Consider the following 26,053-nt stretch of genomic DNA (forward strand, 5'->3'; position numbering starts at 1 on the left):
CGCTACGGCGCCGGGTTGCCTTCGATGCTGCCGTCGATGGCGATGCGCACGCCCTCGCTGCCGACCGCCACCGGCCCGGTGCGCCCGACCAGGTCGCCTGCCTTCGGCAAGGCGCTGCCGCTGGCCGAAATCCGCGCTTCCAGCATCACCTGCGGTTGTCCCGAGAGCCGATGGTCGGGGCGCATCGCCATGGCATCGTCCAGCGTGAACGACAGCGGCAGGTCGCGTGCCTGGCGCCGCAGCACTGCCAGCGGCATGCGCGACCCGTCGACGGGCAGGGCATAGACGAACAGCGTGTCGCCCGCTTGCGGCGCGCGCCCGGCCTGCTCGCTCAGCGTCACCATGCCGGTGATGGCCGCGGCCGGCGCCGCGGCGGGCGTGCTGCGCGCGGCCGCGAGGTTGGCGGCGATGCGCGCCGCCGTCTGCGAATCCGCCGGCAGCAGGCGGTACAGATGTTCCCAGTAGCCGATGGCCGCGCGCTTGTCGCCCCGCTGCGCCGCCGCGCCGGCGGCGAGCGCCAGGCCCTTGGGGTCGTCGGGATCGAGCGCCAGCGCCTGGCGCACCTGCGCCATCGGCGCGCCGTCCAGCACGCCGCCGTTCAGCGTGGCCAGCACATCGGCGTAATCGGAGCGCAGCGCCGCCACCTCCGGCGCCAGCTCGACCGCGCGCGCGTAGGCAGCCGCGGCATCGGCATGGCGCTCCAGCACGCTGTACGAACGCGCCAGCATGGCCCAGCCCTGCGCGTCGCCGGGTGCCTCGCGCAGGCGCTGCGCGAGCTGGTTCACCATGCCTTCGACCTGCGCGCCGCTGAGCTGGTGCTCGCTGCCGCCGGCCGCGGGCAGGTCGTCGGCGCGCCACAGTGCCACCGGGTTGCCCAGATGCAGGTAGAGCAGGATGGCGGCGCTGGGCAGCGCCGCCAGCAACAGCGCGGCGAGCAGCGGCGCGGGGCCCGCGCCGGCAGGGCGGGCGCTGGTGCCGGCGGCCTCGTCCAGCAGCCGGCGCCCCAGTTCATCGCGGGCTTCGGCATGGCGTGCCGCGCTCAGGGTGCCGGCGTGCAGGTCGCGGTCCAGTTCGCCCAGCTGGTCGTGGTAGAGGTCGACCAGCAGCGCGCGCTCGGGCGTGGCGGGGCCGGCCGGCGCAGGGCGGCGCAACAGCGGCCAGAGCAGGCACGTGGTAGCGGCGGCGATCAGCGCCGCGGCCAGCAGCCAGAAGGTGGTCATGGCGGGCGGCGCTCCGTGGTCGAGGCATCCAGCAAGTCCGCAAGCTGGCGCTGCGCGGTAGCGTCCAGCGGCGCTTCAGCCGGGGTGCCGGCGTCGGGTTTGCGCGAGCGCGAGCGCGCCCGCGCGATGGCGGCCACGGCAGCGGCCAGCAGCAACAGCGGCCCGAACCACAGCAGCCACGTCAGCGGCCGCAGCGGCGGCTGGTACAGCACGAAGTCGCCGTAGCGCTGCACCAGGTAATCCTTGATGGCGGCGTCGCTGGCGCCGTCGCGCAGTTGCGCGCGGATCTGGCGGCGCAGGTCCACCGCCAGCTCGGCGTTGGAGTCGGCCAGGGTCTGGTTCTGGCAGACCAGGCAGCGCAGCTCGCCGGACAGCGCATGCACGCGCGCGTCGAGCTCGGCTTCGCTCAACGCCGCCGCGTGCAGCGCCACGCCGCTCAGCGCCGCGGCAAGCCACGCGGCAAGCCACACGGCGAGGGCGCGGCTATGCATGGCCATCTCCCTGCCGCTGCAGCTGCTCGATCAGCGGGACCAGCTTGCGCTCCAGCACCTCGCGCGTGACCGGGCCGACCTGGCGGTAGCGCACCACCCCGTTCTGATCGATGACGAAGGTCTCCGGCACGCCGTAGACGCCGTAGTCGATGCCGACCCGGCCGTCGGCGTCGACCAGCGACGCGGCATAGGGGTCGCCCAGGCGCCGCAGCCAGTCGCGCGCGGCGCCGGCTTCGTCCTTGTAGTTGAGGCCGTACAGCGGCACCGGCGCGCGCGCGGCAAAGTCCACCAGCAGCGGATGCTCGGTGCGGCAGGCCGCGCACCACGAGGCCCACACGTTGAGCAGCCAGACCTTGCCGCGCAGGTCGGTGCTGGCCAGCGTGCGGCCCTCGGGTGCCAGCAGCGGCAGGCGGAACGCCGGCGCGGCCTTGCCCACCAGCGGCGACGGCAGCTCGCGCGGATCGTGGCGCAAGCCCGCGGCCAGCGCCACGGCGAGGGCGAGGAAGGCGGCCAGCGGCACCAGGAAGCGCGTCATGCGGGCGTCTCCTCGCGGACCGGGGTCAGTGCCGGCATCGCCGGTGCATCGGCTGCGGCCGGCGCGTTGACCGGCTCGGTGGCGCGGCGGCGCAGCCGGTAGCGCTTGTCGCACATCGCCAGCAGGCCGCCCAGCGCCATCAGCACGCAGCCGGCCCAGATCCAGGCGACAAAGGGCTTGACGTGGATGCGCACGGCCCAGGCGCTGCCGTCGGCGTCGTTGCCGACGTGCTCGCCCAGCGCCACGTAGAGGTCGCGCGTCACGCCGCTGTCGATCGCCGCTTCGGTGGTGGGCATGTCCTGGCTGCGGTAGATGCGCCGCTCGGGATGGAGCACCGCCACGCGCCGGCCGTCGCGCGAGGCCACCAGCGTGCCGCGCAGCGCGTCGTAGTTGGGGCCGCCGGCTTGCGTCACGCCGGCAAAGCGGAACGCATAGCCGCCCACGCTGATGCTGTCGCCGGCGCGCATCGGCAGCTCGCGCAGGCTTTCCTGGCCGGACACCAGCGTCACGCCGGCGATGAAGACGCCCACGCCCGCGTGCGCCAGCAGCATGCCCCAGTAGCCGGGCGTGAACTGGCGCAGCGCCGCCAGCCGGCGGCCGTGCTGGTGCTGCAGCCGCGCTGCCACGCTGGCCATCGCGCTCAGCACGCACCAGGCCGCCAGCAGCAGCCCCAGTCCGCTCAGCGCCGAGGCATTGCGCAAAACCAGCAGCAGCCCCGCGCCGAGCGCGGCGCTGGCCACCGCGGCCCAGCGCAGCCGGTGCGCCATGCCGGGCAGGTCGCCGTGGCGCCAGCGCGCCAGCGGCGCGGCGCCCATCAGCAGTACCGCGGGCGCCATCAAGGGCACGAACACCTGCTCGAAATAGGCGGGACCGACCGAGATCTTGCCCAGTCCGAGCACATCGACCAGCAGCGGGTAGAGCGTGCCCAGCAGCACCGTGGCGGCGGCCACCGCCAGCAGCACGTTGTTGGCCAGCAGCATCGACTCGCGCGACACCGTCGCAAACGCCACGCGGCGCGCCAGCGCCGGCGCGCGCCACGCATACAGCGCCAGCGCCAGCCCGGTCACCAGCCCCAGCAGCGCCAGGATGAAGATGCCGCGCTTCGGGTCCACCGCGAAGGCGTGGACCGAGCTCAGCACGCCCGAGCGGACCAGGAAGGTCCCGAGCAGGCTCAGCGAGAACGTGAAGATCGCCAGCAGCACGGTCCACGCGCGAAACGCGCCGCGCTTCTCGGTCACCGCCAGCGAATGCATCAGCGCGGTGCCGGCCAGCCAGGGCATGAACGAGGCATTCTCGACCGGGTCCCAGAACCACCAGCCGCCCCAGCCCAGCTCGTAGTAGGCCCAGGCGCTGCCGAGCATGATGCCCAGCGTCAGGAAGGCCCACGCCACCGTGGTCCACGGGCGCGACCAGCGGGCCCAGGCCGCGTCGACACGGCCGGCCAGCAGCGCCGCCACGGCAAAGGCAAAGGTCACCGAGAAGCCGACGTAGCCCATGTACAGCAGCGGCGGGTGGAACACCATGCCGGGATCCTGCAGCAGCGGGTTGAGGTCGCGGCCTTCCATCGCCGGCGGCAGCAAGCGCACGAACGGGTTGGAGGCAAACAGCAGGAACGCCAGGAAGCCGGCGCTGATCGCGCCCATCACCGCCAGCACGCGGGCCACCGCGGCCAGCGGCAGCTGCCGGCTCCACACCGACACCGCCAGCGACCACAGCGCCAGCATCAGCGTCCACAGCAGCATCGACCCTTCATGCCCGCCCCACACCGCGGCGATGCGGTAGGCCAGCGGCAGCGCGCTGTTGGCATTGGCGGCGACGTAGCGCACGCTGAAGTCGTGGTCGACGAAGGACCAGGTCAGCGCGGCAAATGACAGCGCCACCAGCCCGCATTGCACGCGCGCGGCGGGGCGCGCCAGCGCCATCCATGCCAGCCGGCCGCGCGCCGCGCCGGCCAGCGGCACCACCGCCTGCACCAGCGCCACCAGCAGCGCGACGATCAGCGTGAAGTGGCCCAGCTCGGCAATCACCGGCGCACCTCCTGCGCGGCCACGGCCCCCGCCATGCGCGGGTTGGCCTGGTCGGCCTGCTTCAGGGCATCGGCGGCCTCGGGCGGCATGTAGTTCTCGTCGTGCTTGGCCAGCACCTCGCTGGCGATGAAGATGCCGTCCGCGCGCAGCTGGCCGCGCGCGACCATGCCCTTGCCTTCGCGGAACAGGTCAGGCAGCAGGCCGCGATACTGCACCGGCACCTCGCGCGCGGTATCGGTCACGACGAAGCGCACCGTCATGCCGTCGCCCTCGCGCCGGATCGACCCCGGCGCGACCAGCCCGCCCAGCCGGAAGCTGCGCGCCACCGGCGCCTCGTGCGCGGCGACCTGGCTCGGGCTGAAGAAGAACACCAGGTTGGCGCGGAAGGCATTGAGCACCAGCGCCGCCGCGATGCCGCAGCAGGCCAGGGCCGCGGCCAGCAGCCCGAGGCGGCGCTGGCGCGGCGTCATCGCTCGGCTTCCCAATCCGTTTGCCGACGCGTGGCCCGGCTGCGGCGCGCCAGCAGCGCCAGTTCCAGCGCCAGCAGCAGCGCGCTCACGCCGAACGCGCCGGCGATGAAGATGCCGTGGCGTCCATCGGTCAGCAGCGAGGGCAGCAGCGCGGACAGGGTCATGCGCGGCTTCCGTCAGCCATGGCCGGGCCGTGCGGCATCTCGCCGCGTTCGCGCAGGATGCAGCGCACGCGCACCAGCGCCACCGCTACCGTGTACATCCAGCAGGCCAGCGTCATCAGCAGCATGCCGGCCAGCATGGTGGCGGCCATCGTCGGCGCCGCGGTCAGGCTGACCGAGGCGCCCTGGTGCAGCGTGTTCCACCACTGCACCGAGAAATAGATCACCGGGATGTTGACCACCCCGACCAGCGCCAGCACCGCGCAGGCGCGCTCGGCCCGGCGCGGCTCGTCGATGGCGGCTTCCAGCGCGATAAAGCCCAGGTACAGGAATAGCAGGATCAGCTCGGAGGTCAGCCGCGCGTCCCACACCCACCACGTGCCCCAGGTGGGCTGGCCCCACAGCGCGCCGGTCCACAGCGCCAGCACGGTGAAGAGCGCGCCGGTCGGCGCCAGCGCCGACGCCATCATCGACGACAGCCGCGTGCGCAGCACCAGCGCCAGCGCGCAGTAGCCCGCCATGACCAGGTAGATGAACATCGACATCCATGCCGCCGGCACATGGATGAAGATGATGCGGTAGACCTCGCCCTGCTGGGCGTCGGTGGGTGCCACGCCGAAGCCGACATACAGGCCGGCGAGCGCGAATACCGCCGCCGCGGCGAAGCACCACGGCGCCATGCGTCCGGCCAGCGGGTAAAAGCGCACCGGCGCGGCATAGGCCAGCCAGCCGCGGCGGGCGCGGGCCTGTGGCGGGATGCGCCGCGGCGCGGATGGCAGCGATGGCAGCGGCTGGCTCATGCCGGGGTCTCCATGGCGATGCGCAGCCCGGCGGCGGCGGCCAGCGGGCACAGGAACAGCGACAGCGCCAGGCACGCGCCCAGCAGCGAGAACTGCGCCGTTGCGTCCAGCCCGGCATCGGCGGCGGCCGCCGCGCCGGCGCCGAACACCAGCACCGGCACGCACAGCGGCAGCACCAGGATGCACAGCAGCACCGCGCCGCCGCGCAGGCCCAGCGTCAGCGCCGCACCCACCGCGCCGATCAGGCTCAGCGCCGGGGTGCCGACCAGCAGCGATGCCGCCAGCAATAGCGCGGCGCCGGACGGCAACCCGTATTGCTGCGCCAGCAGCGGCGTCAGCACCAGCAGCGGCAGCCCGCTGGTGAGCCAGTGCGCGGCGATCTTGGCCAGCACCAGCAGCGCCAGCGGATGCGGCGACAGCAGCAGCTGGTCCAGGCTGCCGTCGGCATGCTCCTGCGCGAACAGGCGCGACAGCGACAGCATCGAGGCCAGCAGCGCCGTCACCCACAGGATGCCCGGCGCCAGCGCGCGCAGCTGCTGCGGCTCCGGCCCGATCGCCAGCGGGAACAGGCTCGCGGCCATGACAAAGAACACTACGCCGCCAGGCAGGCTGCCGCGCCGCCGCCACGACAGCGAGACATCGTGCGCGACGATGGCGGCGAGCGTGCCCGGCATGCCCATCATGCAGCTCCGCCCAGGCGCAGCACCGCGCCGCCGGCGGGCAGCAGCTGGTGCGTGGCGATCACGGCCATGCCGCCCGCGGCCAGGTGCGCGTCGAGCTGGCGCTGGAAGCGCGCGCAACCGTCGGCATCCAGCGCGGTGACCGGTTCGTCCAGCAGCCACAGGATGCGTGGCGCCAGCGCCAGCCGCGCCAGCGCGACGCGGCGTCGCTGGCCTTGCGACAGCGTGCGCACCGGCACCTGCGCGACGCACTCCAGCGCTTGCGCCGCGAGGGCGCGCGCGACGCTGGCGGCGCGCTGGCCGGCATCGGCATGGGGGCCAGCGAGGCGGGCGGCAAAGTGCAGGTTTTCGGCCGGGGTCAGGTCGATGTCGATGCCGTTGGCGTGGCCAAGGTAGGCCAGCGCCTGCTGGAACCCGGGGTCGCCAGCGCGCAGCGGACGGCCGTGCCATTGCAGCGTGCCGGCATCCGCGCTGGCCAGGCCGCACAGCACGCGCAACAGCGTGGTCTTGCCGCTGCCATTGGCCCCCAGCACCTGCAGCAGTCCGCCCGGCGCCAGGCCGAAGTCGATGCCTTGCAGGACCGTGCGGCCGGCACGCGACACCGCCAGGCCGCTGGCGCTGAGCACGGGCGCGGCGGCAGGCGTCATTTCACTTCGGCCTTGGACATGTCGGGCAGATGGTGGGCGATGCCCTTGTGGCAGTCGATGCAGGTCTTCTCCTTGTTGGCCAGGTAGGTCGAGTGCATGGCCTGCGCGCGCGGGCTTTGCCGGGTGAAGTCCATCGACTGGTAGTCGTGGCAGTTGCGGCATTCCAGCGAATCGTTGGCCTTGAAGCGGGCCCACTCGTGCTGCGCCAGCGTGAGCCGGTGCGCCTGGAATTTCTCGCGGGTGTCGACGGTGCCGAAGATCTTGGCCCAGACCTCCTTGGACGCCTGCATCTTGCGCGCCATCTTGGTGGTCCAGTTGTGCGGCACATGGCAGTCCGAGCACTTGGCGCGCACGCCGCTGCGGTTGGTGAAATGGATGGTGCCCTGCAGCTCCTGGTAGACGTTGTCGCGCATCTCGTGGCAGCCGGTGCAGAACTGCTCGGTGTTGGTCAGCTCCAGCGCGGTGTTGAACGCGCCCCAGAACACCACCCCCGCGATAAAGCCGCCCAGCGTCAGGAAGCCCAGGCTGAAGTACGCGCTGGGCCGGTTGATGGTCCGCCAGTAACGCTTGATCAGGTCGAGCATGGCGCGTACCCGCTAGTTGGACGAGCCCTTGGCGCCGGGCTTGCGCTTGAGCAGCTGCTCGACATCGACGAAGGTGTTGCCCACCAGCGGCTTGGCGTCGGCCTGCGGCACGTGGCATTGGGTGCAGAAGTAGCGGCGCGGCGAGACCTCGGCCAGCACATTGTTGTGGCGGTCCATGTAGTGGGTGATGCTGACCGGGATCGCCTGGGTTTCTTCGGTGCGGGTGCGGGCGTGGCAGAACATGCAGCGGTTGAAGTCCTTGTCGACCTGGTAGCCGTCGATCTTGTGCGGGATCGTCGGCGGCTGCATGGTGTAGTTGCGGTTGCGGCGGATGTCCTTGTTCTCGATGGGGTAGAGCAGCGGCGCCTTGGGTTCATCGGCGATGGGCGTGGGCCCGCGCATCGCGTCGACCAGGCCCTGCGCGCGTGCCGGGGCGGCGGCCTGCGGCGCCAGCACGCCCAGCAGCAGCGCGCACAGCGCCAGCAGCGGCATCCAGGATCGGCTTGGCTTCATGGCGTCTCCCTGTTCGGTTCCCGGCTAGACCTTCACGATCTTGACCGCGCATTTCTTGAAGTCGGTCTGCAGCGAGATCGGGCAGGTGGCGTCCAGCGTCACCTTGTTGATCAGCTGGCTGGCATCGAACCAAGGTACGAACACCAGCCCGCGCGGCGGCGCGTCGCGCCCGCGGGTCTCCACGCGCGAGCGCATGCGCCCGCGCCGGGACACCACCTCCACCTCCACGCCGCGGCGCAGTCCCATGGCGCGCGCGTCTTCCGGGTGCATGAACACCACCGCGTTGGGAAAGGCGCGGTACAACTCCGGCACGCGCCGGGTCATCGAGCCCGAATGCCAGTGCTCGAGCACGCGGCCGGTGGCCAGCCAGAACGGGTATTCCTGGTCCGGCGATTCGGGCGGCGGTTCGTAGGGCAGGGCAAAGATCACGGCCTTGCCGTCGGGGTTGCCGTAGAACTGGTAGCCGGTGCCGGCCTTGACGTACGGGTCGCTGCCCTCGCGATAGCGCCAGCGCGTTTCCTTGCCGTTGACCACCGGCCAGCGCAGGCCGCGCGCCTCGTGATAGGCGTTGAACGGGGCCAGGTCGTGGCCGTGCCCGCGGCCGAAGCTGGCGTACTCCTCGAACAGCCCCTTCTGCACGTAGAAGCCAAAGGCCCTGGCCTCGGCGTTGTGGTAGTCGGCGTCGATTTCCTTGAGCGGGAACTTGTCGACCTGGCCGTTGCGGTAGAGCACGTCGAACAAAGTCTTGCCGCGATACTCGGGCTTCTTCGCGATCAGGTCGGCCGGCCACACGTCCTCGACCTTGAAGCGCTTGGAGAATTCCATCAGCTGCCACAGGTCGGAGCGCGCCTCGCCCGGCGCATCGACCAGCTGGTGCCAGAACTGCGTGCGGCGCTCGGCGTTGCCGTAGGCGCCTTCCTTTTCCACCCACATCGCGCTGGGCAGGATCAGGTCGGCGGCCAGCGCGGTCACGGTGGGATAGGCGTCGGACACTACCACGAAGTTCTGCGGATTGCGGTAGCCCGGCAGGCCCTCTTCCATCAGGTTGGCCGCGGCCTGCATGTTGTTGTTGACCTGCACCCAGTAGGCGTTGAGCTTGCCGTCCTTGAGCATGCGGTTCTGCAGCACGGCATGGTAGCCGGGCTTGTCGGGGATGGTGCCGGGGGGCAGCTTCCAGATGCGCTCGGCTTCCTCGCGGTGCTTGGGGTTGGTCACCACCATGTCGGCCGGCAGCCGGTGCGAGAAGGTGCCCACCTCGCGCGCGGTGCCGCACGCCGACGGCTGTCCCGTCAGCGAGAACGGGCTGTTGCCCGGCGTGGCGATCTTGCCGGTCAGCAGGTGCAGGTTGTAGACCATGTTGTTGGCCCAGCTGCCGCGCGTATGCTGGTTGAAGCCCATGGTCCACAGCGACATCACCTTGATATTGGGGTCGGCGTAGAGCTCGGCCAGTTGGTCGAGCTTGGCCTTGGGCACGCCCGACAGCTTGCTGACGGTATCGGCGTCGTACTTGGCGACGAAGCGCGCGAAGTCGTCGAAGGTGATGGGGCGCGAAGCGCCCGGATCGGCCGCGTGCGTGGCCGCCTTCTGCAGCGGATGTTCCGGGCGCAGGCCATAGCCGATATTGGTCACCCCCTCCTTGAACACGGTGTGCTTGTTGACGAAGTCCTTGTTGACCTTGTTGTTCTTGATGATGTAGTGGGCGATGTAGTTCATCATCGCCAGGTCGGTCTGCGGCTTGAAGATGACCGGGATGTCGGCCAGGTCGAACGAGCGGTGGGTGAAGGTCGACAGCACCGCCACGCGCGTCTTCGGATGGCTCAGGCGGCGGTCGGTGATGCGGGTCCACAGGATCGGGTGCATCTCGGCCATGTTCGAGCCCCACAGCACGAAGGCGTCGGCGGCCTCGAAGTCATCGTAGCAGCCCATCGGCTCGTCCATGCCGAAGGTGCGCATGAAGCCCTGCACGGCCGACGCCATGCAGTGGCGCGCGTTGGGATCGAGGTTGTTGGAGCGGAACCCGGCCTTCATCAGCTTGGACGCGGCATAGCCTTCCCACACGGTCCACTGGCCCGAGCCGAACATGCCAACCGCGGTCGGGCCTTTCTCTTTCAGCACGCGCTTGAACTGGTGCTCCATCTCGTCGAAGGCGCGCTCCCACGTAACTGGGGCGAATTCGCCGTTCTTGTCGTACTTGCCGTTCTTCATGCGCAGCAGCGGCCTGGTCAGCCGGTCCTGCCCGTACATGATCTTCGACAGGAAATAGCCCTTGACGCAGTTCAGGCCCTTGTTGACCTCGGCCTGCGGATCGCCGTTGGTCGCTACCACCTTGTTGTCCCGCACCGCCACCGTAACGCCGCAGCCGGTACCGCAGAAGCGGCAGGGCGCCTTGGACCACTTCAGCTTGGTTACCTCGCTGTCGGTCACCATGTTGGCGGCCCCCGCGGGCAGCGCCACCCCGGCGACTGACGCCGTTGCGGCCACCGCGGTCTGCTTGATGAAGTCACGACGAGAGATATTCATCGGGCGATCTCCTCGTTCATTGCCTCGGCGTCTTCGTTGTGCTGGTAGACCAGCGCCGCGGACAGCACGCCGTCGAGCTGGTGCAGGTAGGTCAGGTGCGCGGCAATGGCGCGCGAGGTGGGCGCTTCGAGGGTGACGACGAGCTTGCCGGCGTCGCTGGCGGCATGGATCTCGGCGCCGGTGATGGCGTCGATCGCCGCACGCACCTGCGGCAGTCTGGCGGGAAGAGCATGGACCACGATGCCGGCGATATGCCACTCGGCGCCCGCCGGCAACGGCTGGATGGGGATGGCACGTCTTGCTGCGGGCATGCGCAAGCTCCGGTTCGATGCCGTTTCAGTCTGTGCTGCAGCTTGTTTTTATCGGTCAAACGTCCCGGCCGCGGCGAGCCTGCCGCACCGGGCCTGCACGGTCCGCCTAGTGGGCGGGCGGACCGCTGATCAGCTGGGTCATCCAGACAATGAACCCATAGCCCGCGACGATGATGACGGACAGCACCGGCACCATGACGGCGGTCAGGAAAAGGAAACTGCGCAGTTCTTCTTGCTTGCGTTGCGGATCGTGGGTTTCACCGGTTTCCATCGTCGTTGACGTCCTCGGCAAAATGGATCAGGCGCGGCCCGATGCGTTACACCATTAAAGGAAGCGCAAGCATAGGTGTCAAGACTGCACTCGCGGCAAGCCGGCCAGCGGCGGCGCGACATGCGGCACGGGCCGCCACGCCGGCCGGGCAGTCCCGGCCGGATATGTCATCTAGTGATAGGTCACCACGACCAGGTAGGCGGGTGCCGCGTCGCGCTTGCCGGCGAGCGCCGGTTGTACTTCGAGCCTGGCCGCGCCGATGCGCGTCGGTCCTGCCGGATGGTACGGTGCCACGGCGAAGGGCGCCGAGACGATGCGGCCCGATGGTTGCTGGCAACTCGCCTGTACCAGGCCAGCGGACGCGCGGAAACCGCATGAGGGGTTGGAGATCGCACCCAGGAACGTAATGGTGCCGGTTTGCGCAACAGCGCTGCCGATTCCCGCGCTCACCAGCAGCGCGGCTGCGGCCAGCTGGCCGACCAGGGCGGCGGCCTCCCTGCTCCGTTCATGCGACATAGCTGAACCTCACGATTGTTAGTGCGGCGCCGACGCGGGCCGCCATTGCCATCGCTAGCGTGCAGGCCCACCAATGCGCAAGTGGGCTGACTACAGCATAGTCACTCGTTCAGAGCATTCTTGGCATTTAAGACAGTTCGGCGGATATTGCCGGAACGGATCCGGCAACGATGGCCGCGTGGCTACGCCGCGCCGCGCAGGATCAGCCGCGAGCGCGCGAAGCCGGCATGGGTCTGCAGCGCCTGCATCAGCTGTGCGGACGGCGCGCGGTCCAGGTCAGTGACCACATAGCCGGTGTGGCCGCGCGTCTGCAGATGCTGGCCGGTGATGTTGACGCCTTCCTGCGCCAGCAGCGTGTTCAGCGCAGCCAGCGCGCCGGGCGCGTTGCCGTGCACGTTGAGCAGGCGCGCCGGCGCATGCAGCGGACCGGGGTCGACCTCGGGAAAGTTGACCGCGCCGATGGTGCCGCCCGTGGCCAGGAAGTGCGCGAGCTTGGCCGCGACCTCGGTGCCGATGTTCTCCTGCGCTTCCTCGGTGCTGCCGCCGACGTGCGGGGTCAGCAGCACGTTGGGCAGGTTCTGCAGTTCGCTGGTGAAGGGGTCCTGGTTGGTCTTGGGCTCTTCCGGGAACACGTCGATGGCCGCGCCGCCCAGGCGTTTTTCGCGCAGCGCCGCGGCCAGCGCGGCGATGTCGACCACGCTGCCGCGCGAGGCATTGATCAGGATCGCGCCGGGCTTGAAGGCGGCGAGGATGCTGGCGTCGATCATGTTGCGCGTGCGCGGCGTGGCCGGTACGTGCAGCGTCACCACCTCGGCCTGCGACACCGCTTCTTCGAGCGAGCCGGCGGCGCGGGCCGAACCGTGCGAGAGCCGCGCGAGCACATCGTAGTAGACCACGCGCATGCCCATCGATTCGGCCAGCACGCCTACCTGCGAGCCGATATTGCCGTAGCCGACGATGGCGATGGTCTTGCCGCGCGTCTCGAACGCGCCGGCGGCGCCCTTGGCCCATTTGCCGGCATGCGCCAGCGTGTTCTTCTCGGGGATCCGGCGCAGCAGCATGACCGCTTCGGCGACCACCAGCTCGGCTACCGAACGGGTGTTGGAAAAGGGTGCGTTGAAGACCGGGATGCCGGCGGCAGTGGCGGCATCCAGGTCGACCTGCGAGGTGCCGATGCAGAAGCAGCCGATCGAGAGCAGTGCGGGCGCGCTGCGGATATCGTCCCCGCGCAGGTGCGTGGCGGAGCGGATGCCGATCACGTCATGGCTGGCCAGCACCTGGCGCAGTTCGGCACCGGCCAGCGCGCCGGTGCGGCGCTCGACCTGCAGGCCGGCTTCGGCCAGCCGGGCGTTGGCGCTCTGGTGGATGTTCTCGAGCAGGATGGCTGTGGTCACGTTGGTTTTCCGCGTGGAAGGTTGGCGGGCATTGCCGCATCGCCTCCATTCTGCGCGCAAAACGGCGCCCGGGCCGGGGAGCCCCTGCTGCCGGCATTGGCACCGGCCCGGCGCCAGCGCCACCGTCAGCGCGCGCGGCGCGCGTCGCCGCCGAGCGGATCGACGATGATCATGGTCTGGCGCAGGACCCCGGCGTTGTCGAAGTAGCAGCTGAAGTGCGCCGTCTGCAGGCCGTCCTTGTACATGCGCCAGGACCAGGCTTCGCGCTGCATCAGCGGGTAATACTGCACCGGTTCGCGCGGCAGGCCGAAATGCTGCTGCACGTCCTTTTTGGTCCAGACCCCGACCTGGGCGCGATAGATTTCGGCTTCGGTGAGCATCTGGCGGTAGCGGGTCAGCCGGCCCGCGCCATCGAAATCGGCAGCGTAGACCTGATGGCCGAAGGGCTGGCGCGACCACAGCCAGCGGGTGGTGCCGTCGGCCAGGCGGTGGGTTTCGGTGGGTGGCCCGAAAGTTTGTCGTACGGCACTTTCCGGGCTGCCGATCATCTGCTGGCCGGTCTGTTCCGGCTGCAGGGTGGCGCAGGCGCCGAGCATGGCCGCAGCCACGCACAGGGGGACCAGCCATGGGCTGGGCAGGGACCGGGATGTCATGGGGCGCTCCTGCAAAGATGGGGATGCCCCGGGGGGACATCCGCAGCCACCATTGTCCGGCCGCCGTGCCAGCCGGTGCAACTGACCGCCCCGCGGGCGCCGCGTCCGCCGGTTTAGCAGCGGCCCTTCTTGGCCTGGCCCGGCGGGCAGAACGACTCGTTGCCGTACGCGTCGATGCGGCAGTTGCCTTTCTTGGCTTGGCCGGGCGGGCAACCCTGCGGGCCGCCGCCATAGGTGTCATAGGGGGCAACCACGCAGCCGCCGAGCAGCGCGCTGCACGCGACCAGAAGGGCCAGGACGGATTTCATTGCATTCTCCTTGTTGTGGGGGGATTCCGATTGCGACAGGAGAATAGATTGTGCCAGCGCCATTGTCTGTAAGGAATCGTGAAGACTGCGGCGCCGGGGCTACATCCGGCGCCTACATCCGGAACACCACGCCCAGCCAGAAGCTGCGCGGCGCCCCCGGCGCCACGAACAGCGCGCTGGCGGCATCGCCGGGGGCGACATGCGGCCGCACCAGGCTGCCGCCGGGAAACACATCGTTGGCGATCTGGCCGTAGCTCTCGTAGCGCCGGTCCAGCAGGTTGGCCACGCGCGCGTAGATCTCGAATCGCTTGCTGACCTGGTACGCCGCGCGCAGGTTGATGGTGGCGTAGCCCGGCGTGCTCCAGTTTGCCGCCCGCGGCGCTTCGCCCGCCTGCGGGTCGCTGCGCAGGCCGTCCTCATTGCCGCTGGAAACAGAGCCCGACACCGCCACCAGGTCGGCGCCGAGCACCAGCCCGGCCAGCGCCTGCCAGTCCGCGCCCAGCTTGAGCGTATGGCGCGGCAGTCCTGCCATGCGCATGCCCGGGCGGATATCGATGGTGCGTTCGCCGGCGGCCAGCGCGCCGGCGGACTGGTAGGTGGCCTGCAGGTAGCTGTAGGCCAGCCGCAGCGTGACCGCGCCGAGGCGATGGCGAGCGCTCAGGTCGAGCCCCTGGTTGCGGGTGCGGTCGAAATTGGCGAAGTAGCCGAGCTGGGTGTTCGGCGCGCGCACGAACAGGATGTCGTCGTGATTGTCGATGCGGTAGAGCGACGCCGTGACCTCGGTGTGCGGGCGCGGGTGCCAGCGCACGCCGGCCTCGAACGAATGCGACACCACCTGCTTCAGGTAGGGATCGGCTTGCAGGCCGGCCGGCAGCCGGCAGGGCCGTTCCGGGTCGGCGCAGCCGAGCTCGAGCACGGTCGGCACGCGGTTGTTCTGCGCATAGCCGCCGAACAGCGTGACCCCGCCGCCCAGCTTCTGCGCCAGCCCCAGCGCCGGGTTGAGGCGGCGATAAGTGAAGCTCTCGCGCGGCTGCTCGCTGCCGTCGCTGTTGCGCAGCGTATTGCTGACGGTGACGTGGTTCCAGCGTGCCGACGCGGTCAGGAAGGTGGTAGGCGTCAGCGACCACGTATCGGACAGGTACAGGCCGAGCGTGCGCGCGTTGCCGCTGACGCCGGAGAACAATGCGTTGGCCGCGGCGGGGTCGGCCACCACGCCGCGGTCGTCGGTAAAGCTGCCGGGCTGTGCGTATTGCGAATAGGTGAGGCGGCTGCGGTCGAGCGTCAGGCCGGCATTGAGCACGTGGCGCGCGGTCTCCCGCGCCAGGCTCAACGCCATGCCGACGGTCTGCTGCCGCATATGGCTGGTGTTGAGCACGGCGGGATGCAGCGCCGCGCCCTCGGCGCGGGTCATGCCGCAGTCGTCGCCGCGCGGGCTGCCGTCGGCGTCGAAGCCGTCCTCGCAGTCTTCGGCATAGGCCTCGTAGTCCGGGTTGACGTCGCCGTTGGCGGTGTCGCGGCGGCTGTTGCGCACATAGGCCAGCGCGGCGGCGCTGGTCTTGTCGTCGAACCAGTGGCGGCCGTTGAGCGCGGCCTGCGTGACCACGTTGCGGGTCTGGTCGGGGTAGGTGTAGACCGCGCGCCGGTTGGACTGGTACAGCTCAGGCAGCGTGCCGTCGTCGCCGGCGCGATAGCTCGGCACCAGGCCGTTGCCGGTCAGCGTGCTGCGCCCATGCAGCACCGAGACGTCCCAGCTGCTGGTTGCGCCGGCGTAGCCCGCCTTGGCAAAGACGTTGCCGAGCCGGCCCTCGGAATGGTCGCGCCAGCCGTGCTCCTGGAACAGCGTGCCGGCTGCGAACGCATGCCAGCCGCTGTCGCTGCGCACGCCGCCGGACAGGTCGGCACGCTTGCGGGCCTGGCTGCCGTAGGAGAGATCGGCGGTGAAGCCGGGTGAGTCCAGCCCCGAACGCGTGGTCATGGCCAGCGCGCCGCCGAGCGTGTTGAGGCCGTAGGCGGGATTGGCGCTGGACACCAGCGACGCGCTCGCCAGTGCCGCTTCGGGAATCATGTCCCAGCTGACCACGTCGCCGAAGGGCTCGTTGACGCGGATGCCGTCCAGGTACACCGATAGCCCTTGCGGCACGCCGGGAATCGACGACGCGCGGAAGCCGCGGTAGGTCACGTCGGTCTGGAACGGACTGCCCTGGATGTCATTGACGTTGACGCCGGCGAGGTGGCGGTTCAGGTAGTCGGCCAGGTTGCCGGCGCGCGCGCCGCCGAGCTCGCTGCCGCGCACGGTCTGCACGGTGTAGGGCACCAGGTCGCTGGCGACGCCGATGCCGGGCAGCGGCGCGGCAGCCACCACCAGCACTTCGGGCAACAGCGCACTGTCCTGGTTTGGCGCACCAGTGTCCTGTTGCGCCACAGCGGCACGCTGGCACAGCAGCGTGATCAGCGCGGACAGCAGCGCGGCATGCGTGCCCGCGCCGCGGCGCGGGCGGGCCGGGACGGCGCGCGGAAGTCGGGATGGCCGCTGTCCTGGCGGCGCAGGGCGCGGGATGGCTGGCATGGTCGGTCTCCTCGGGATAGCGGCGCATGCCTGCATCGGGCCGCGCCTGTCGGCAGGGCTTCAGCAGTTTTCGTACCGTGTCGCGTTCGATGGCGGGCGTTCAGGCGCATGGCGCCGCATCGGGGTGCGGCGCGGGCCTGGGTCCTGTCACAAAACAGGACAGTCGGGCGTTGCCGCCAGCGGGCCAGTGTTCCATCACGGCACAGTGCGGCGCGGCGCGGCGCAGCACGCGTCGCTGCGAGGGGGCGGCCGGCAGCCGTGCAGCGCCGGCCCGGCAAGGTTCGCGGGGATGCGGCATGCCGTGCTGCGTCGCACATGGTATCGGCCTTGCTCTGTCACACCGCATCCCAACCCGGTCCGGTGCTTCGCCATGTTCCGTTGCCTTGCCTGCCTGCTGTCGATGTGCCTCGGCCTGTTGCCGGCTGGCTGCGCGCGGGCCGAGGGCGCGGGCGCCTATCCGTCGCGCCCGGTCACGCTGGTGGTGCCGTGGCCGGCCGGCGGCGCCACCGATATCTCCATGCGCATCCTGGCCGAGCTGGCCGGGCGCGAACTGGGGCAGCCGATCGTGGTGGAGAACCGGCCCGGCGCCGGCGGCACGCTGGTGGGCGGGCTGCTTGCCGCCGCGCGGCCGGACGGCTACACCATCGGCCAGCTGCCGCTGACGGTGTACCGGTTCCCGCATCAGCAGAAGACGGCGTGGCAGCCGCTGCGCGACATCCAGCCGGTGCTGATGATCTCGGGCTATACCTTTGGCATCGTGGTGCCCGCCGACAGCCCGTGGCGCTCGCTGCGCGACCTGATTGCCTGGGGCCGCGCGCACCCGGGCCAGCTGACCGTGGGCTCCACCGGCATCGGCACCACCGCCCACCTGGCAATGGAGGATGTGCTGGGGCGCAGCGGCGTGCGCTACCTGCACGTGCCGTACCACGGCACCGCAGACCAGATGCTGGCGGTGGCCAACGGCTCGCTGATGGCGGGGGTCAACTCCACCGGCTTCGCGCCGTTCGTCGAGGCCGGCAAGCTGCGCCTGCTGGCGGTGTTCAGCGCGCAGCGCTCGGCCCGCTGGCCCGAGGTGCCGACCGTGGCCGAGCTCGGCTTTGCCGACGCGGTCCACAACTCGCCCTATGGCATCGGCGTGCCGCGCGGCACCGATGCCGCCATCGTCAGGCGCCTGCACGATGCCTTCCGCGCCGCCATGCAGCAGCCGCGCCATCTTGCCGAGCTGGCCCGCTACGACCAGCAGCTGACTTACCTGGGCACCGCGCAATATGAAGCCTACCTGCGCCAGGCATGGGAGACCGAACGGACCTTTGCCGAGCGCGCGGGCACGGCGCGGGCGAAGGAGCAGCTATGAGCGCGCTGCCAACCCAGGAAGCGCCGGCGCTTGCTTGCGACGCAGTGCGCAAGGCGTTCGGCGCCCGCGTCGCGCTGGACGGGGTCTCGCTGTGCGTGCGGCGCGGCGAGTTCGTGGCCCTGCTGGGGCCCAATGGCGCGGGCAAGACCACGCTGTTCCAGATCCTCAGCGGCCTGTTCGTCGCCGATGCCGGACAGGTCGCGGTGATGGGCTGCGACATGCGGCGCGAGCCCGTCCGGGCGCTGGCGCAGTTGGGCATCGTGTTCCAGCAGCCCGCCATCGACCTGGACCTGTCCGTGCACGCCAACCTGCGCTTCCATGCCGACCTGCATGGGCTGCCGCGCCGCGTGGCGGCGCAGCGCATCGCGCGCCTGCTGCAGGCCTTCGGCCTGGCGCCGCGCGCGCAAGCGCCGGTGCGCGAGCTGTCGGGCGGCAGCCGGCGCAAGGTCGAGCTGGCGCGCGCGCTGCTGCATGAACCGGCCATGCTGCTGCTGGACGAGCCGACGGTGGGGCTGGACCCGGCCTCGCGCGCGCAGCTGCTGGCCGAAACCCGGCGGCTTGCGCGGCATGCCGGGGCCGGCGTGCTGTGGGCCACCCACCTGGTGCAGGAGGTGGAACAGGCCGACCGCGTGATCGTGCTCGATCGCGGCGCGGTGCGCTTCGACGGCACCCCGGCCGCGCTGCTGGGTGCCACCGCGGCGGCGACGCTGGAAGCCGCTTTCCTGGCCATGACGCCGTCGGTCGTCCGCGCCGCGCAAATGGAGCTCACCGCATGAACCCGATGCCATCCCCCGCCTGGCTTGCCGGCGCCTGGCTGCTGGCCACCGCATTGCTGGTTGCCGCCGGCCTGGCCGAGGGCGCCCAGGGCGGCGCAGCGCGCGCCGCCACCAGGCAGGTCTTTGTCTCCAGCGAGAAGGACGACGCCCTGACCGCCTACGATGCCCGCAGCGGGCAGCAGCTGGCGGCATGGCGCCAGTGCCGGCGCCCGCGCCACCTGCAGCTGTCGCCGGATCGCGCGCGGCTGTACGTGGCCTGCAGCGACGACCACCGCGTCGACGTGGTCGACGTGGCGACGCGCAAGACCGTGGCGTCGCTGCCGGTCGGGGACGATCCGGAACTGTTCGACCTCAGCCAGGATGGCCGCACCCTCTACGTGTCGAACGAAGAAGACGCGCTGCTGTCGGCCTACGACACCGGCTCCGGCAAACGCGTGTTCGCGGTGGCGGTGGGCGAAGAGCCCGAAGGCGTCAGGGTCAGCGCGGACGGGCGCCACGTGTATGTCGCCTCGGAGGTGGCCAACCTCGTGCATGTGGTCGACGTGGCCTCGCGCAAGGTGGTGCGCAATATCCGCGTGGGCAACCGGCCGCGCCGGCTGCTGCTGGTGCGCGGCGGCAAGGAGCTGTGGGTGTCGAACGAGTTGTCGGCCAGCGTCAGCGTGATCCGCACCGATACGCTGGAGGTGGTGCAGACCATTGCCTTCGCGCCGCGCGGCATGCGCGCCGAAGACGTGACCCCGGTGGGGATGGCGGCGAGCGGCGACGGCACGCACGCCTATATCGGATTGGGCCGCGCCAACCACGTCGCGGTGGTGGAGGTGTCGTCGCGCCGCGTGCAGGACTACGTGCTGGTGGGGCGGCGCGCCTGGGGGCTGGCGCTGAGCCGCGACAACGCCCGGCTCTACGTCGCCAACGGGCTGTCCGACGATGTCAGCGTGGTCGACACCGCCAGCCGCAAGGCGGTGGCCACGCTCAAGGCCGGCCGCGTGCCGCATTCGGTGGCGATCGATGACTGAGCGGGCGCTGGCGGTGCTGGCCTTCACGCTGGCGGCGGTGCTGGCGTTGCCGCTGCATGCCGCGGAGGTGCGCGTGGCGGTGGTGTCGCTGGACGACGATGCCCGCCACGCGCCGCGGCGCCTGGCGCTGCGCTATCCCGACCAGCCGCAGGGCCGCGCGCTCGACGGCGCCCAGGTGGCGGCGGCGGAAGCGCGCTTTGCGCTGGAGGCCGCGGGCCAGTCGCTCCGGATCGAGGCGCAGCAGGCCCGCACCGAAGCGGAGGTCGCCTCGCTGGTCGCGGCCCTGGCGCGCCAGGGCACGCGCTTTATCCTGCTGGACCTGCCGCCGGCTTCGGTCAGGGCAGCCGCGGGGGCGGTCAGGCCGGGCGAGGCGCTGCTGTTCAATGTCTCGGCCGACGACGATGCGCTGCGCGGCGCCGGCTGCGCGCCGGTGCTGCTGCATACGCTGCCGAGCATGCGCATGCGCGCCGACGCGCTGATGCAGTACCTGGCCGCGCGCAAGTGGCGCCGCGCGCTGCTGCTGAGCGGCCCGTCCGCGGCCGACGCCGCGCAGCGCGACGCGCTGCTGGGCGCGGCGCGGCGCTTCGGCATTGCCTGGAGTGCGCAGCGCGCGTTCCGGCTGTCCAACGATCCGCGCGAGCGCGACCAGGCCAATGTCAGGCTGCTGACCGGTGGCGCGGACTACGACGTGGTGGTGGTGGCCGACGCCGATGGCGAGTTCGCGCGCGGCCTGCCCTATGCCACGCAGTCGCCGCGCCCGGTGGTGGGCGCCAGCGGCCTGGGCGCGCAGGCCTGGCACTGGGCCTGGGAGCGCAACGGCGGGCCGCAGCTCAACCGGCGCTTCGCGCGCGCCGCGGGCCGGCCGATGACCGGCTACGACTGGGCCGCCTGGGTCGCGGTCAAGGCGATTGCCGAGAGCGTGGTGCGGCAGCCCGCGGGCTTTGCCGCGCAGGCGCAGGCGCTGGCCACGGGGCAGGTGGTGGTGGACGGTTTCAAGGGCCCGCCGCTGTCGTTCCGGCGCTGGGACCGCCAGCTGCGCCAGCCGCTGATGCTGGCGCACCCGGACGGCGTGATCGGCACCGCGCCGGTCGAAGGCGTGCTGCATCCGAAGAACAACCTCGACACCCTGGGCGCCGACGAAGCCGACACGGCGTGCCGCGCCCCGACCTGACACCATGACCATGCCCGCCACCATGCCACCGTTGATGCGCCATCGCTGGCGCGCGCTGCGCGCCGTCTGCGGCCGCGAGCTGCGCAAGTACCTGCGCCAGCCCGGGCGGCTGCTGTCGTCGCTGGTGCGCCCGCTGCTGTGGCTGCTGGTGTTCGCCGCGGGCTTCCAGAACGCGCTGGGCGTCGCGATCGCGCCGCCGTACGACAGCTACATCGAATACCAGGTCTATGTCGCGCCCGGGCTGCTGGGCATGATCGCGCTGTTCAACGGCATGCAGTCGTCGCTGGCGATGGTGTACGACCGCGAGATGGGCGTGATGCGGCTGCTGCTGACCGCGCCGCTGCCGCGCGGCTGGCTGCTGGGCTGCAAGCTGGTGGCGGGCACGCTGCTGTCGCTGCTGCAGATGGCGGCGTTCCTGCTGGTGGCGGCGGCCTTCGGCATCCGCTTCGCGCCGCTGCACCTGCTGGCCGGACTGGGCGCGATGACGCTGGCCGCGCTGATGCTGGGCGCGCTCGGCCTGCTGCTGTCGGTCCATGTGCGCCAGCTGGAGAATTTTGCCGGCACCATGAACTTCGTCATCTTCCCGATGTTCTTCATCAGCTCGGCGCTGTATCCGCTGTGGCGCCTGCAGGAGTCGGGCGCCGAGGCGGTGTACCAGCTGGCGCGGCTGAACCCGTTCACGCATGCGGTCGAGGCGATCCGCTTCGCGCTGTACGGGCAGCTGGCGCCGCACAGCCTTGCCATCGTCGCCGTCTGCGCGGTGGTGTTTTTCGCGCTGGCGCTGCGCGGCTACGACCCGCAGCGCGGCATGGCGCGCCGCGGGGCGCCGGCATGACCGGCCGCCGCCAGGGCATGGCGCTGCTGGCGTGGCTGGCGTGGCTGGGGTTGGCCGGCGCCACTGTGTCAGCCGCGCCCGGCACCGGTGCCGGGATCGTGCACAGCGATCCGATGCAGTCGCCGCAGTGGGCCTGGATCCACAAGGAACTGCTGCAGCAGGGCCCGGTGGTGTTCGACAGCCGCGTGCGCGTCACAGGGCCGGCCTTTGCCGAAGACCCCATGCGCGTGCCGATTGCCTTCGACGCGTCGGCGCTGGGCGAGGTCGAGCGCATCGTGGTGGCGGTGGACCGCAACCCGATCCGCCCGGTGCTGGCGTTCGAGCCGCTGCGGGTGCGGCCGTCGCTGTCGTTCCGCTTCAAGCTGGAGCAGGCCTCGCCGGTGCGGGTGGCGGCGCGTACGCGCGACGGCACCTGGCATGTCGGCAGCACCTGGGTCGACGCCGGCGGCGGTGGCTGCACCGTGCCCGGGGCGACCCGCCGCGACGGCAGCTGGAGCCGCACCCTCAACCGGGTCGAGGCGCGCGTGTTCCCGGGCCTGGGTCAGGGCGAAGGCCAGGGCCAGGCCGGCGCGCGCGTGCGGCTGCGCGTGATGCACCCGATGGACACCGGCCTGGTTGCCGGCATCCCGGCGTTCCATCTCGAGACCCTGGTGCTGGCCGACGCGGCGCGGCAGCCGCTGTTGCGGCTGACCCTGCACGAGCCCGTGGCCGAGAACCCGATCTTCTCGTTCGACCTGCGCGAGGCGGTGGTGCCGGGGATGACCGTGGCCGGCCACGACAACAACGGCAACCGCATCGCGGCGCGGGTGTCGCCATGAAGCCGGCGCTGCTGTTGCTGTGGCTGGCCACGGCTGCGGTCCTCGCGGCACCCGCGCAGCCGCCCGACTACCGCCTGGCCCCGCGCGAGATCGGCGCCGGCGTGTGGCTGCTGGAAGGCGCCAATGCCGACTTCGCGCCGGCCAATGGCTGCAACATCATCAATACCGCCTTCATCGACACCGGCGACGGCGTGGTGGTGATCAACACCGGCCCGTCGCGCGAATATGGCGAGCAGCAGCGCCGCGCCATCGCCGCGCTGACCGGCGCGCCGATACGGCTGGTGCTGAACCTGAACCTGCATCCCGACTACTTCTTCGGCAACCAGGCCTATGCCGACGTGGGCGCCAGCGCGCTGCCCGCCACCCTCGACGGCGCGCGCCGCGAAGGCGCGGCCTATGCCGACAACCTCTACCGCCTGTGCGGCGACTGGATGCGCGGCACCGAACCCGCGCCGCCGGTGCACGCGCTGGCGCCGGGCCCACGGACGATCGGGCGCCGCACGCTGGAACTGATCCGCCTGGAAGGCCATACCGACGCGGACCTGGTGCTGCTGGACCGCGGCGCCGGCATCGTCTTTGCCGGCGGGCTGGTGTTCCGTGAGCGCATCCCGACCACGCCGCATGCGCACATCGGCCGCTGGCTGGACAGCCTGGCGCGGCTGCAGGCGCTGATGGAGCAGAGCGGGGCGCGCCTGCTGGTTCCCAGCCACGGGCCCGCGCTGGGCGGCACGGAAGCCATCGCGCAGACGCGCGCCTACCTGCAATGGCTCGACACGCGCCTGCGCGAGGCCGCGGCGCAGGGACGCGACCTGGCCGAGGTCATGGCCATGCCGGTGCCAGAGCCCTTTGCGCGCTGGGGCGCGCTGCCCGCCGAGTACCTGCGCAACGTGATCCATCTCTACCCGGCGCACGAGGAAGCCGCGCTGGCCCGCTGAAGGCGCCGGCTTTGGCTGTTCAATTCTGGCGCAGCTGCAACGCAGTGTTGCACGCTGGCGCGGACCGCAACCGTGCGGCGGGCCTGCAGGGCGCGTGATCGGGCCCCGGCCCACTGGCATGGGATTTGCCATTTGCGTGCTGGTGTGTGGCGCAGTGGCGCACCAGCGAAATCCAAGACAAGAGAGGAGATGGCAATGAGGACGTTACGAGTAGGGCTGGCGGTCGCGGCAATCGCGGCCGCCGCGGCGAGCGTTGCCGCGCAGGCGGCGCAGGCGACGGTAAGCGACGCCATGATCGAGAACGACGCGAAGTCCCCCGGCGACGTGCTGTCGTGGGGCATGGGCCCGCAGGGCCAGCGCTATTCCACGCTGTCGCGCATCAACACCAGGAACGTGGGCCGGCTGGTGCCGGCGTGGTCGTTCTCGTTCGGCGGCGAGAAGCAGCGCGGGCAGGAATCGCAGCCGCTGATCCACGACGGCAAGATGTTCGTCACCGCTTCGTATTCGCGCATCTATGCGCTCGACGTGAAGACCGGGCGCAAGCTGTGGAAGTACGAGCACCGCCTGCCCGAAGGCATCATGCCGTGCTGCGACGTGGTCAACCGCGGCGCGGCGCTGTACGACAATCTGGTGATCTTCGGCACGCTCGACGCGCAGCTGGTGGCGCTGGACCAGAACAGCGGCAAGGTGGTGTGGAAGGAGAAACTGGAGGACTACGCGGCCGGCTATTCGTACACGGCCGCGCCGCTGGTGGCCAAGGGCCTGGTGCTGACCGGCATCTCGGGCGGCGAGTTCGGCGTGGTCGGCCGCGTCGACGCGCGCGATGCCAAGACCGGGCAACTGGTGTGGTCGCGGCCGGTGGTCGAAGGCCATATGGGCTACAAGTACGACAAGGACGGCAACAAGACCGAGATCGGCATGACCGGCACCCAGAACGCCAGCTGGCCCGGCGAGACCTGGAAGACCGGCGGCGCGGCCACGTGGCTGGGCGGCACCTATGACCCCGCGACCGGCCTGGCCTACTTCGGCACCGGCAATCCCGGCCCGTGGAACAGCCATATCCGCAAGGGCGACAACCTCTACTCCGCGTCGACCGTCGCGCTCGATCCCGCCACCGGCAAGATCGTCTGGCACTACCAGAACACCCCCAACGACGGCTGGGACTTCGACGGCGTGAACGAGTTCGTCACCTTCGACCTGGACGGCAAGCGCATGGGCGGCAAGGCCGACCGCAACGGCTTCTTTTACGTCAACGATGCCAGCAGCGGCAAGCTGGTCAATGCCTTCCCCTTCGTCAAGAAGATCACCTGGGCCACCGGCATCGACCTGAAGAGCGGCCGCCCCGACTACGTCGCCGAGGGCCGCCCCGGCGACCCGGCCGCCGCCAACGGCGAGAAGAAGGGCAAGTCGGTGTTCGCGGCGCCGGGTTTCCTCGGCGGCAAGAACCAGCAGCCGATGGCCTACAGCCCGCAGACCGGCCTGTTCTACGTGCCGGCCAACGAATGGGGCATGGACATCTGGAACGAGCCCATCAGCTACAAGAAGGGCGCCGCATTCCTGGGCGCGGGCTTCACCATCCAGCCGCTGAACGATGACTACATCGGCTCGCTGCGCGCGATCAACCCCAAGACCGGCAAGATCGTCTGGGAGGTCAAGAACGGCGCGCCGCTGTGGGGCGGCGCCATGACCACCGCCGGCGGGCTGGTGTTCTGGGGCACGCCGGAAGGCTACCTGAAGGCCGCCGACGCCAAGACCGGCAAGGAGCTGTGGCAGTTCCAGACCGGCAGCGGCGTGGTCGCGCCGCCGGTCACGTGGGAAGAGAACGGCGAGCAGTTCGTCGCGGTGGTATCCGGCTGGGGCGGCGCGGTGCCGCTGTGGGGCGGCGAGGTGGCCAAGCGCGTGAATTTCCTGGAGCAGGGCGGCTCGGTGTGGGTATTCAAGCTGCACAAGAGCTGAACATCAACGGGTGAAACGGCCGCGCGCACGCCACCGCATCGCCCGATGCGGGGCGTGCGCGGGGCACGGTAGCAACAGCATCGGATCGGGATACAGGTATGAAGAAAGAATGGATGGCGCTGGCGGCGGCTGGCGCGATGTTGCCGGGAGCGGCGCTGGCCGCCACGTCGGCGGAGATGCAGGCGCTGGCTGACAAGAACGGCTGCTTTTCCTGCCATGGCATGCAGTCGAAGCTGGTGGGGCCAGGGTTTGCCGAGGTGGCGGCGCGCTACAAGGGCGACAGCCAGGCGGCCGCGTCGCTGGCGAAGAAGATCCGCGAGGGCGGCAAGGGGACATGGGGCCGGATCCCGATGCCGCCGCATGGCAATCTGGGAGAGGACGATGCGAAGAAGCTGGCGGAGTGGGTGCTTGGCGTCGGCTGAGCCAGGGCGGTGCGTCGGCGCCGGCCGCTGCGTCGGCCGCGGCCCCGTCGCGGTCATGGGCGGCCGGCGCAAGACCCGCCTGCGGCGGCGCCGACGCGGGCGC

At 70.8% G+C, this 26,053-nt stretch carries 28 protein-coding genes; 9 read left to right on the forward strand and 19 right to left on the reverse strand.

Translation table 11 applies throughout. From position 1 onward, the window contains the following. Positions 1–2: 2 nt before the first annotated feature. From ccmI to FHX60_RS06850, 19 genes are all read right to left on the reverse strand, one after another. Positions 3–1,220 (reverse strand): c-type cytochrome biogenesis protein CcmI, encoded by a 1,218-nt coding sequence (ccmI, locus tag FHX60_RS06760; protein WP_183282866.1) that lies wholly within the window; start codon positions 1,218–1,220, stop codon positions 3–5. Then, a complete protein-coding gene (locus tag FHX60_RS06765) occupies positions 1,217–1,711 on the reverse strand; it encodes a cytochrome c-type biogenesis protein (protein WP_112775241.1) in 495 nt (164 codons plus the stop codon). The genes ccmI and FHX60_RS06765 overlap by 4 nt, the downstream gene beginning before the upstream one ends. Continuing rightward, positions 1,704–2,246 (reverse strand): DsbE family thiol:disulfide interchange protein, encoded by a 543-nt coding sequence (locus FHX60_RS06770; protein ID WP_183282867.1) that lies wholly within the window; start codon positions 2,244–2,246, stop codon positions 1,704–1,706. Before FHX60_RS06770 ends, FHX60_RS06765 begins: the two co-directional genes overlap by 8 nt. Next, positions 2,243–4,273, reverse strand: coding sequence for a heme lyase CcmF/NrfE family subunit (locus FHX60_RS06775; RefSeq protein WP_183282868.1), 2,031 nt, complete (start codon positions 4,271–4,273; stop codon positions 2,243–2,245). The genes FHX60_RS06770 and FHX60_RS06775 overlap by 4 nt, the downstream gene beginning before the upstream one ends. Then, entirely contained in the window at positions 4,270–4,743 is a 474-nt protein-coding gene (gene ccmE / locus FHX60_RS06780) for a cytochrome c maturation protein CcmE (RefSeq protein ID WP_183282869.1), read from the reverse strand. Before ccmE ends, FHX60_RS06775 begins: the two co-directional genes overlap by 4 nt. After that, entirely contained in the window at positions 4,740–4,907 is a 168-nt protein-coding gene (gene ccmD / locus FHX60_RS06785) for a heme exporter protein CcmD (RefSeq protein WP_183282870.1), read from the reverse strand. Before ccmD ends, ccmE begins: the two co-directional genes overlap by 4 nt. Then, the gene (locus tag FHX60_RS06790; RefSeq protein ID WP_183282871.1) at positions 4,904–5,704 is read right to left on the reverse strand and encodes a heme ABC transporter permease; all 801 of its coding nucleotides are present in this window, start codon (positions 5,702–5,704) and stop codon (positions 4,904–4,906) included. The genes ccmD and FHX60_RS06790 overlap by 4 nt, the downstream gene beginning before the upstream one ends. Then, positions 5,701–6,378, reverse strand: coding sequence for a heme exporter protein CcmB (gene ccmB, locus FHX60_RS06795; protein ID WP_092313378.1), 678 nt, complete (start codon positions 6,376–6,378; stop codon positions 5,701–5,703). Before ccmB ends, FHX60_RS06790 begins: the two co-directional genes overlap by 4 nt. 5 nt (positions 6,379–6,383) lie before the next feature. Beyond that, positions 6,384–7,031 carry a cytochrome c biogenesis heme-transporting ATPase CcmA gene (gene ccmA / locus FHX60_RS06800; protein WP_112775015.1) on the reverse strand — a complete coding sequence of 216 codons (648 nt, stop codon included), beginning with the start codon at positions 7,029–7,031 and terminating at the stop codon, positions 6,384–6,386. Beyond that, complete coding sequence (locus FHX60_RS06805; protein WP_112775016.1) at positions 7,028–7,615, reverse strand: cytochrome c3 family protein; 588 nt, start codon at positions 7,613–7,615, stop codon at positions 7,028–7,030. The genes ccmA and FHX60_RS06805 overlap by 4 nt, the downstream gene beginning before the upstream one ends. 12 nt (positions 7,616–7,627) lie before the next feature. Then, a complete protein-coding gene (locus FHX60_RS06810; RefSeq protein ID WP_183282872.1) occupies positions 7,628–8,128 on the reverse strand; it encodes a nitrate reductase cytochrome c-type subunit in 501 nt (166 codons plus the stop codon). Positions 8,129–8,152: 24 nt separating this feature from the next. Continuing rightward, on the reverse strand, positions 8,153–10,648 hold the full coding sequence (gene napA, locus FHX60_RS06815; RefSeq protein WP_183282873.1) for a periplasmic nitrate reductase subunit alpha: 2,496 nt from the start codon (positions 10,646–10,648) through the stop codon (positions 8,153–8,155). After that, complete coding sequence (locus tag FHX60_RS06820) at positions 10,645–10,959, reverse strand: chaperone NapD (RefSeq protein WP_092313156.1); 315 nt, start codon at positions 10,957–10,959, stop codon at positions 10,645–10,647. Before FHX60_RS06820 ends, napA begins: the two co-directional genes overlap by 4 nt. Positions 10,960–11,065: 106 nt before the next feature. Continuing rightward, on the reverse strand, positions 11,066–11,230 hold the full coding sequence (gene napE / locus FHX60_RS06825) for a periplasmic nitrate reductase, NapE protein (protein ID WP_092313153.1): 165 nt from the start codon (positions 11,228–11,230) through the stop codon (positions 11,066–11,068). Positions 11,231–11,401: 171 nt separating this feature from the next. Then, entirely contained in the window at positions 11,402–11,746 is a 345-nt protein-coding gene (locus tag FHX60_RS06830) for a hypothetical protein (protein WP_183282874.1), read from the reverse strand. A gap of 182 nt (positions 11,747–11,928) precedes the next feature. Then, positions 11,929–13,140, reverse strand: coding sequence for a phosphoglycerate dehydrogenase (gene serA / locus FHX60_RS06835; protein WP_183282875.1), 1,212 nt, complete (start codon positions 13,138–13,140; stop codon positions 11,929–11,931). Between the two features lie 125 nt (positions 13,141–13,265). Then, entirely contained in the window at positions 13,266–13,793 is a 528-nt protein-coding gene (locus tag FHX60_RS06840; protein WP_183282876.1) for a hypothetical protein, read from the reverse strand. A 113-nt stretch (positions 13,794–13,906) separates the two neighbouring features. Next, the gene (locus FHX60_RS06845) at positions 13,907–14,101 is read right to left on the reverse strand and encodes a hypothetical protein (RefSeq protein WP_092313141.1); all 195 of its coding nucleotides are present in this window, start codon (positions 14,099–14,101) and stop codon (positions 13,907–13,909) included. 112 nt (positions 14,102–14,213) lie between these two features. Further along, positions 14,214–16,667 carry a TonB-dependent receptor gene (locus FHX60_RS06850; protein WP_183282877.1) on the reverse strand — a complete coding sequence of 818 codons (2,454 nt, stop codon included), beginning with the start codon at positions 16,665–16,667 and terminating at the stop codon, positions 14,214–14,216. A 370-nt stretch (positions 16,668–17,037) separates the two neighbouring features. On the opposite strand from FHX60_RS06850, the gene FHX60_RS06855 reads away from it, so the two are divergent. The 9 genes from FHX60_RS06855 (at position 17,038) to FHX60_RS06895 (ending at position 25,950) form a co-directional block, all read left to right on the forward strand. Further along, on the forward strand, positions 17,038–18,021 hold the full coding sequence (locus FHX60_RS06855) for a tripartite tricarboxylate transporter substrate binding protein (protein WP_183282878.1): 984 nt from the start codon (positions 17,038–17,040) through the stop codon (positions 18,019–18,021). Then, positions 18,018–18,797: a lanthanide ABC transporter ATP-binding protein PedB/LutE gene (pedB, locus tag FHX60_RS06860; RefSeq protein ID WP_183282879.1), complete on the forward strand. Its 780-nt coding sequence runs from the start codon at positions 18,018–18,020 to the stop codon at positions 18,795–18,797. Before FHX60_RS06855 ends, pedB begins: the two co-directional genes overlap by 4 nt. Continuing rightward, positions 18,794–19,813, forward strand: a complete 1,020-nt coding sequence (locus FHX60_RS06865) for a PQQ-dependent catabolism-associated beta-propeller protein (protein ID WP_183282880.1) — start codon at positions 18,794–18,796, stop codon at positions 19,811–19,813. The genes pedB and FHX60_RS06865 overlap by 4 nt, the downstream gene beginning before the upstream one ends. Continuing rightward, a complete protein-coding gene (gene pedA1 / locus FHX60_RS06870; protein WP_183282881.1) occupies positions 19,806–20,984 on the forward strand; it encodes a lanthanide ABC transporter ABC transporter substrate-binding protein PedA1 in 1,179 nt (392 codons plus the stop codon). The genes FHX60_RS06865 and pedA1 overlap by 8 nt, the downstream gene beginning before the upstream one ends. Positions 20,985–20,988: 4 nt before the next feature. Next, positions 20,989–21,819, forward strand: coding sequence for a lanthanide ABC transporter permease protein PedC (gene pedC / locus FHX60_RS06875; RefSeq protein ID WP_260163615.1), 831 nt, complete (start codon positions 20,989–20,991; stop codon positions 21,817–21,819). After that, entirely contained in the window at positions 21,816–22,637 is an 822-nt protein-coding gene (locus FHX60_RS06880; RefSeq protein ID WP_183282882.1) for a quinoprotein dehydrogenase-associated SoxYZ-like carrier, read from the forward strand. Before pedC ends, FHX60_RS06880 begins: the two co-directional genes overlap by 4 nt. After that, a complete protein-coding gene (locus tag FHX60_RS06885) occupies positions 22,634–23,572 on the forward strand; it encodes a quinoprotein relay system zinc metallohydrolase 1 (RefSeq protein ID WP_112775029.1) in 939 nt (312 codons plus the stop codon). The genes FHX60_RS06880 and FHX60_RS06885 overlap by 4 nt, the downstream gene beginning before the upstream one ends. Before the next feature lie 195 nt (positions 23,573–23,767). Continuing rightward, the gene (locus FHX60_RS06890) at positions 23,768–25,528 is read left to right on the forward strand and encodes a PQQ-dependent methanol/ethanol family dehydrogenase (protein ID WP_183282883.1); all 1,761 of its coding nucleotides are present in this window, start codon (positions 23,768–23,770) and stop codon (positions 25,526–25,528) included. Positions 25,529–25,626: 98 nt separating this feature from the next. Beyond that, on the forward strand, positions 25,627–25,950 hold the full coding sequence (locus FHX60_RS06895; protein ID WP_183282884.1) for a c-type cytochrome: 324 nt from the start codon (positions 25,627–25,629) through the stop codon (positions 25,948–25,950). Positions 25,951–26,053: the final 103 nt, after the last annotated feature.

This window comes from Cupriavidus alkaliphilus, from assembly GCF_014191175.1.
Classification (GTDB): Bacteria; Pseudomonadota; Gammaproteobacteria; order Burkholderiales; family Burkholderiaceae; genus Cupriavidus; species Cupriavidus alkaliphilus.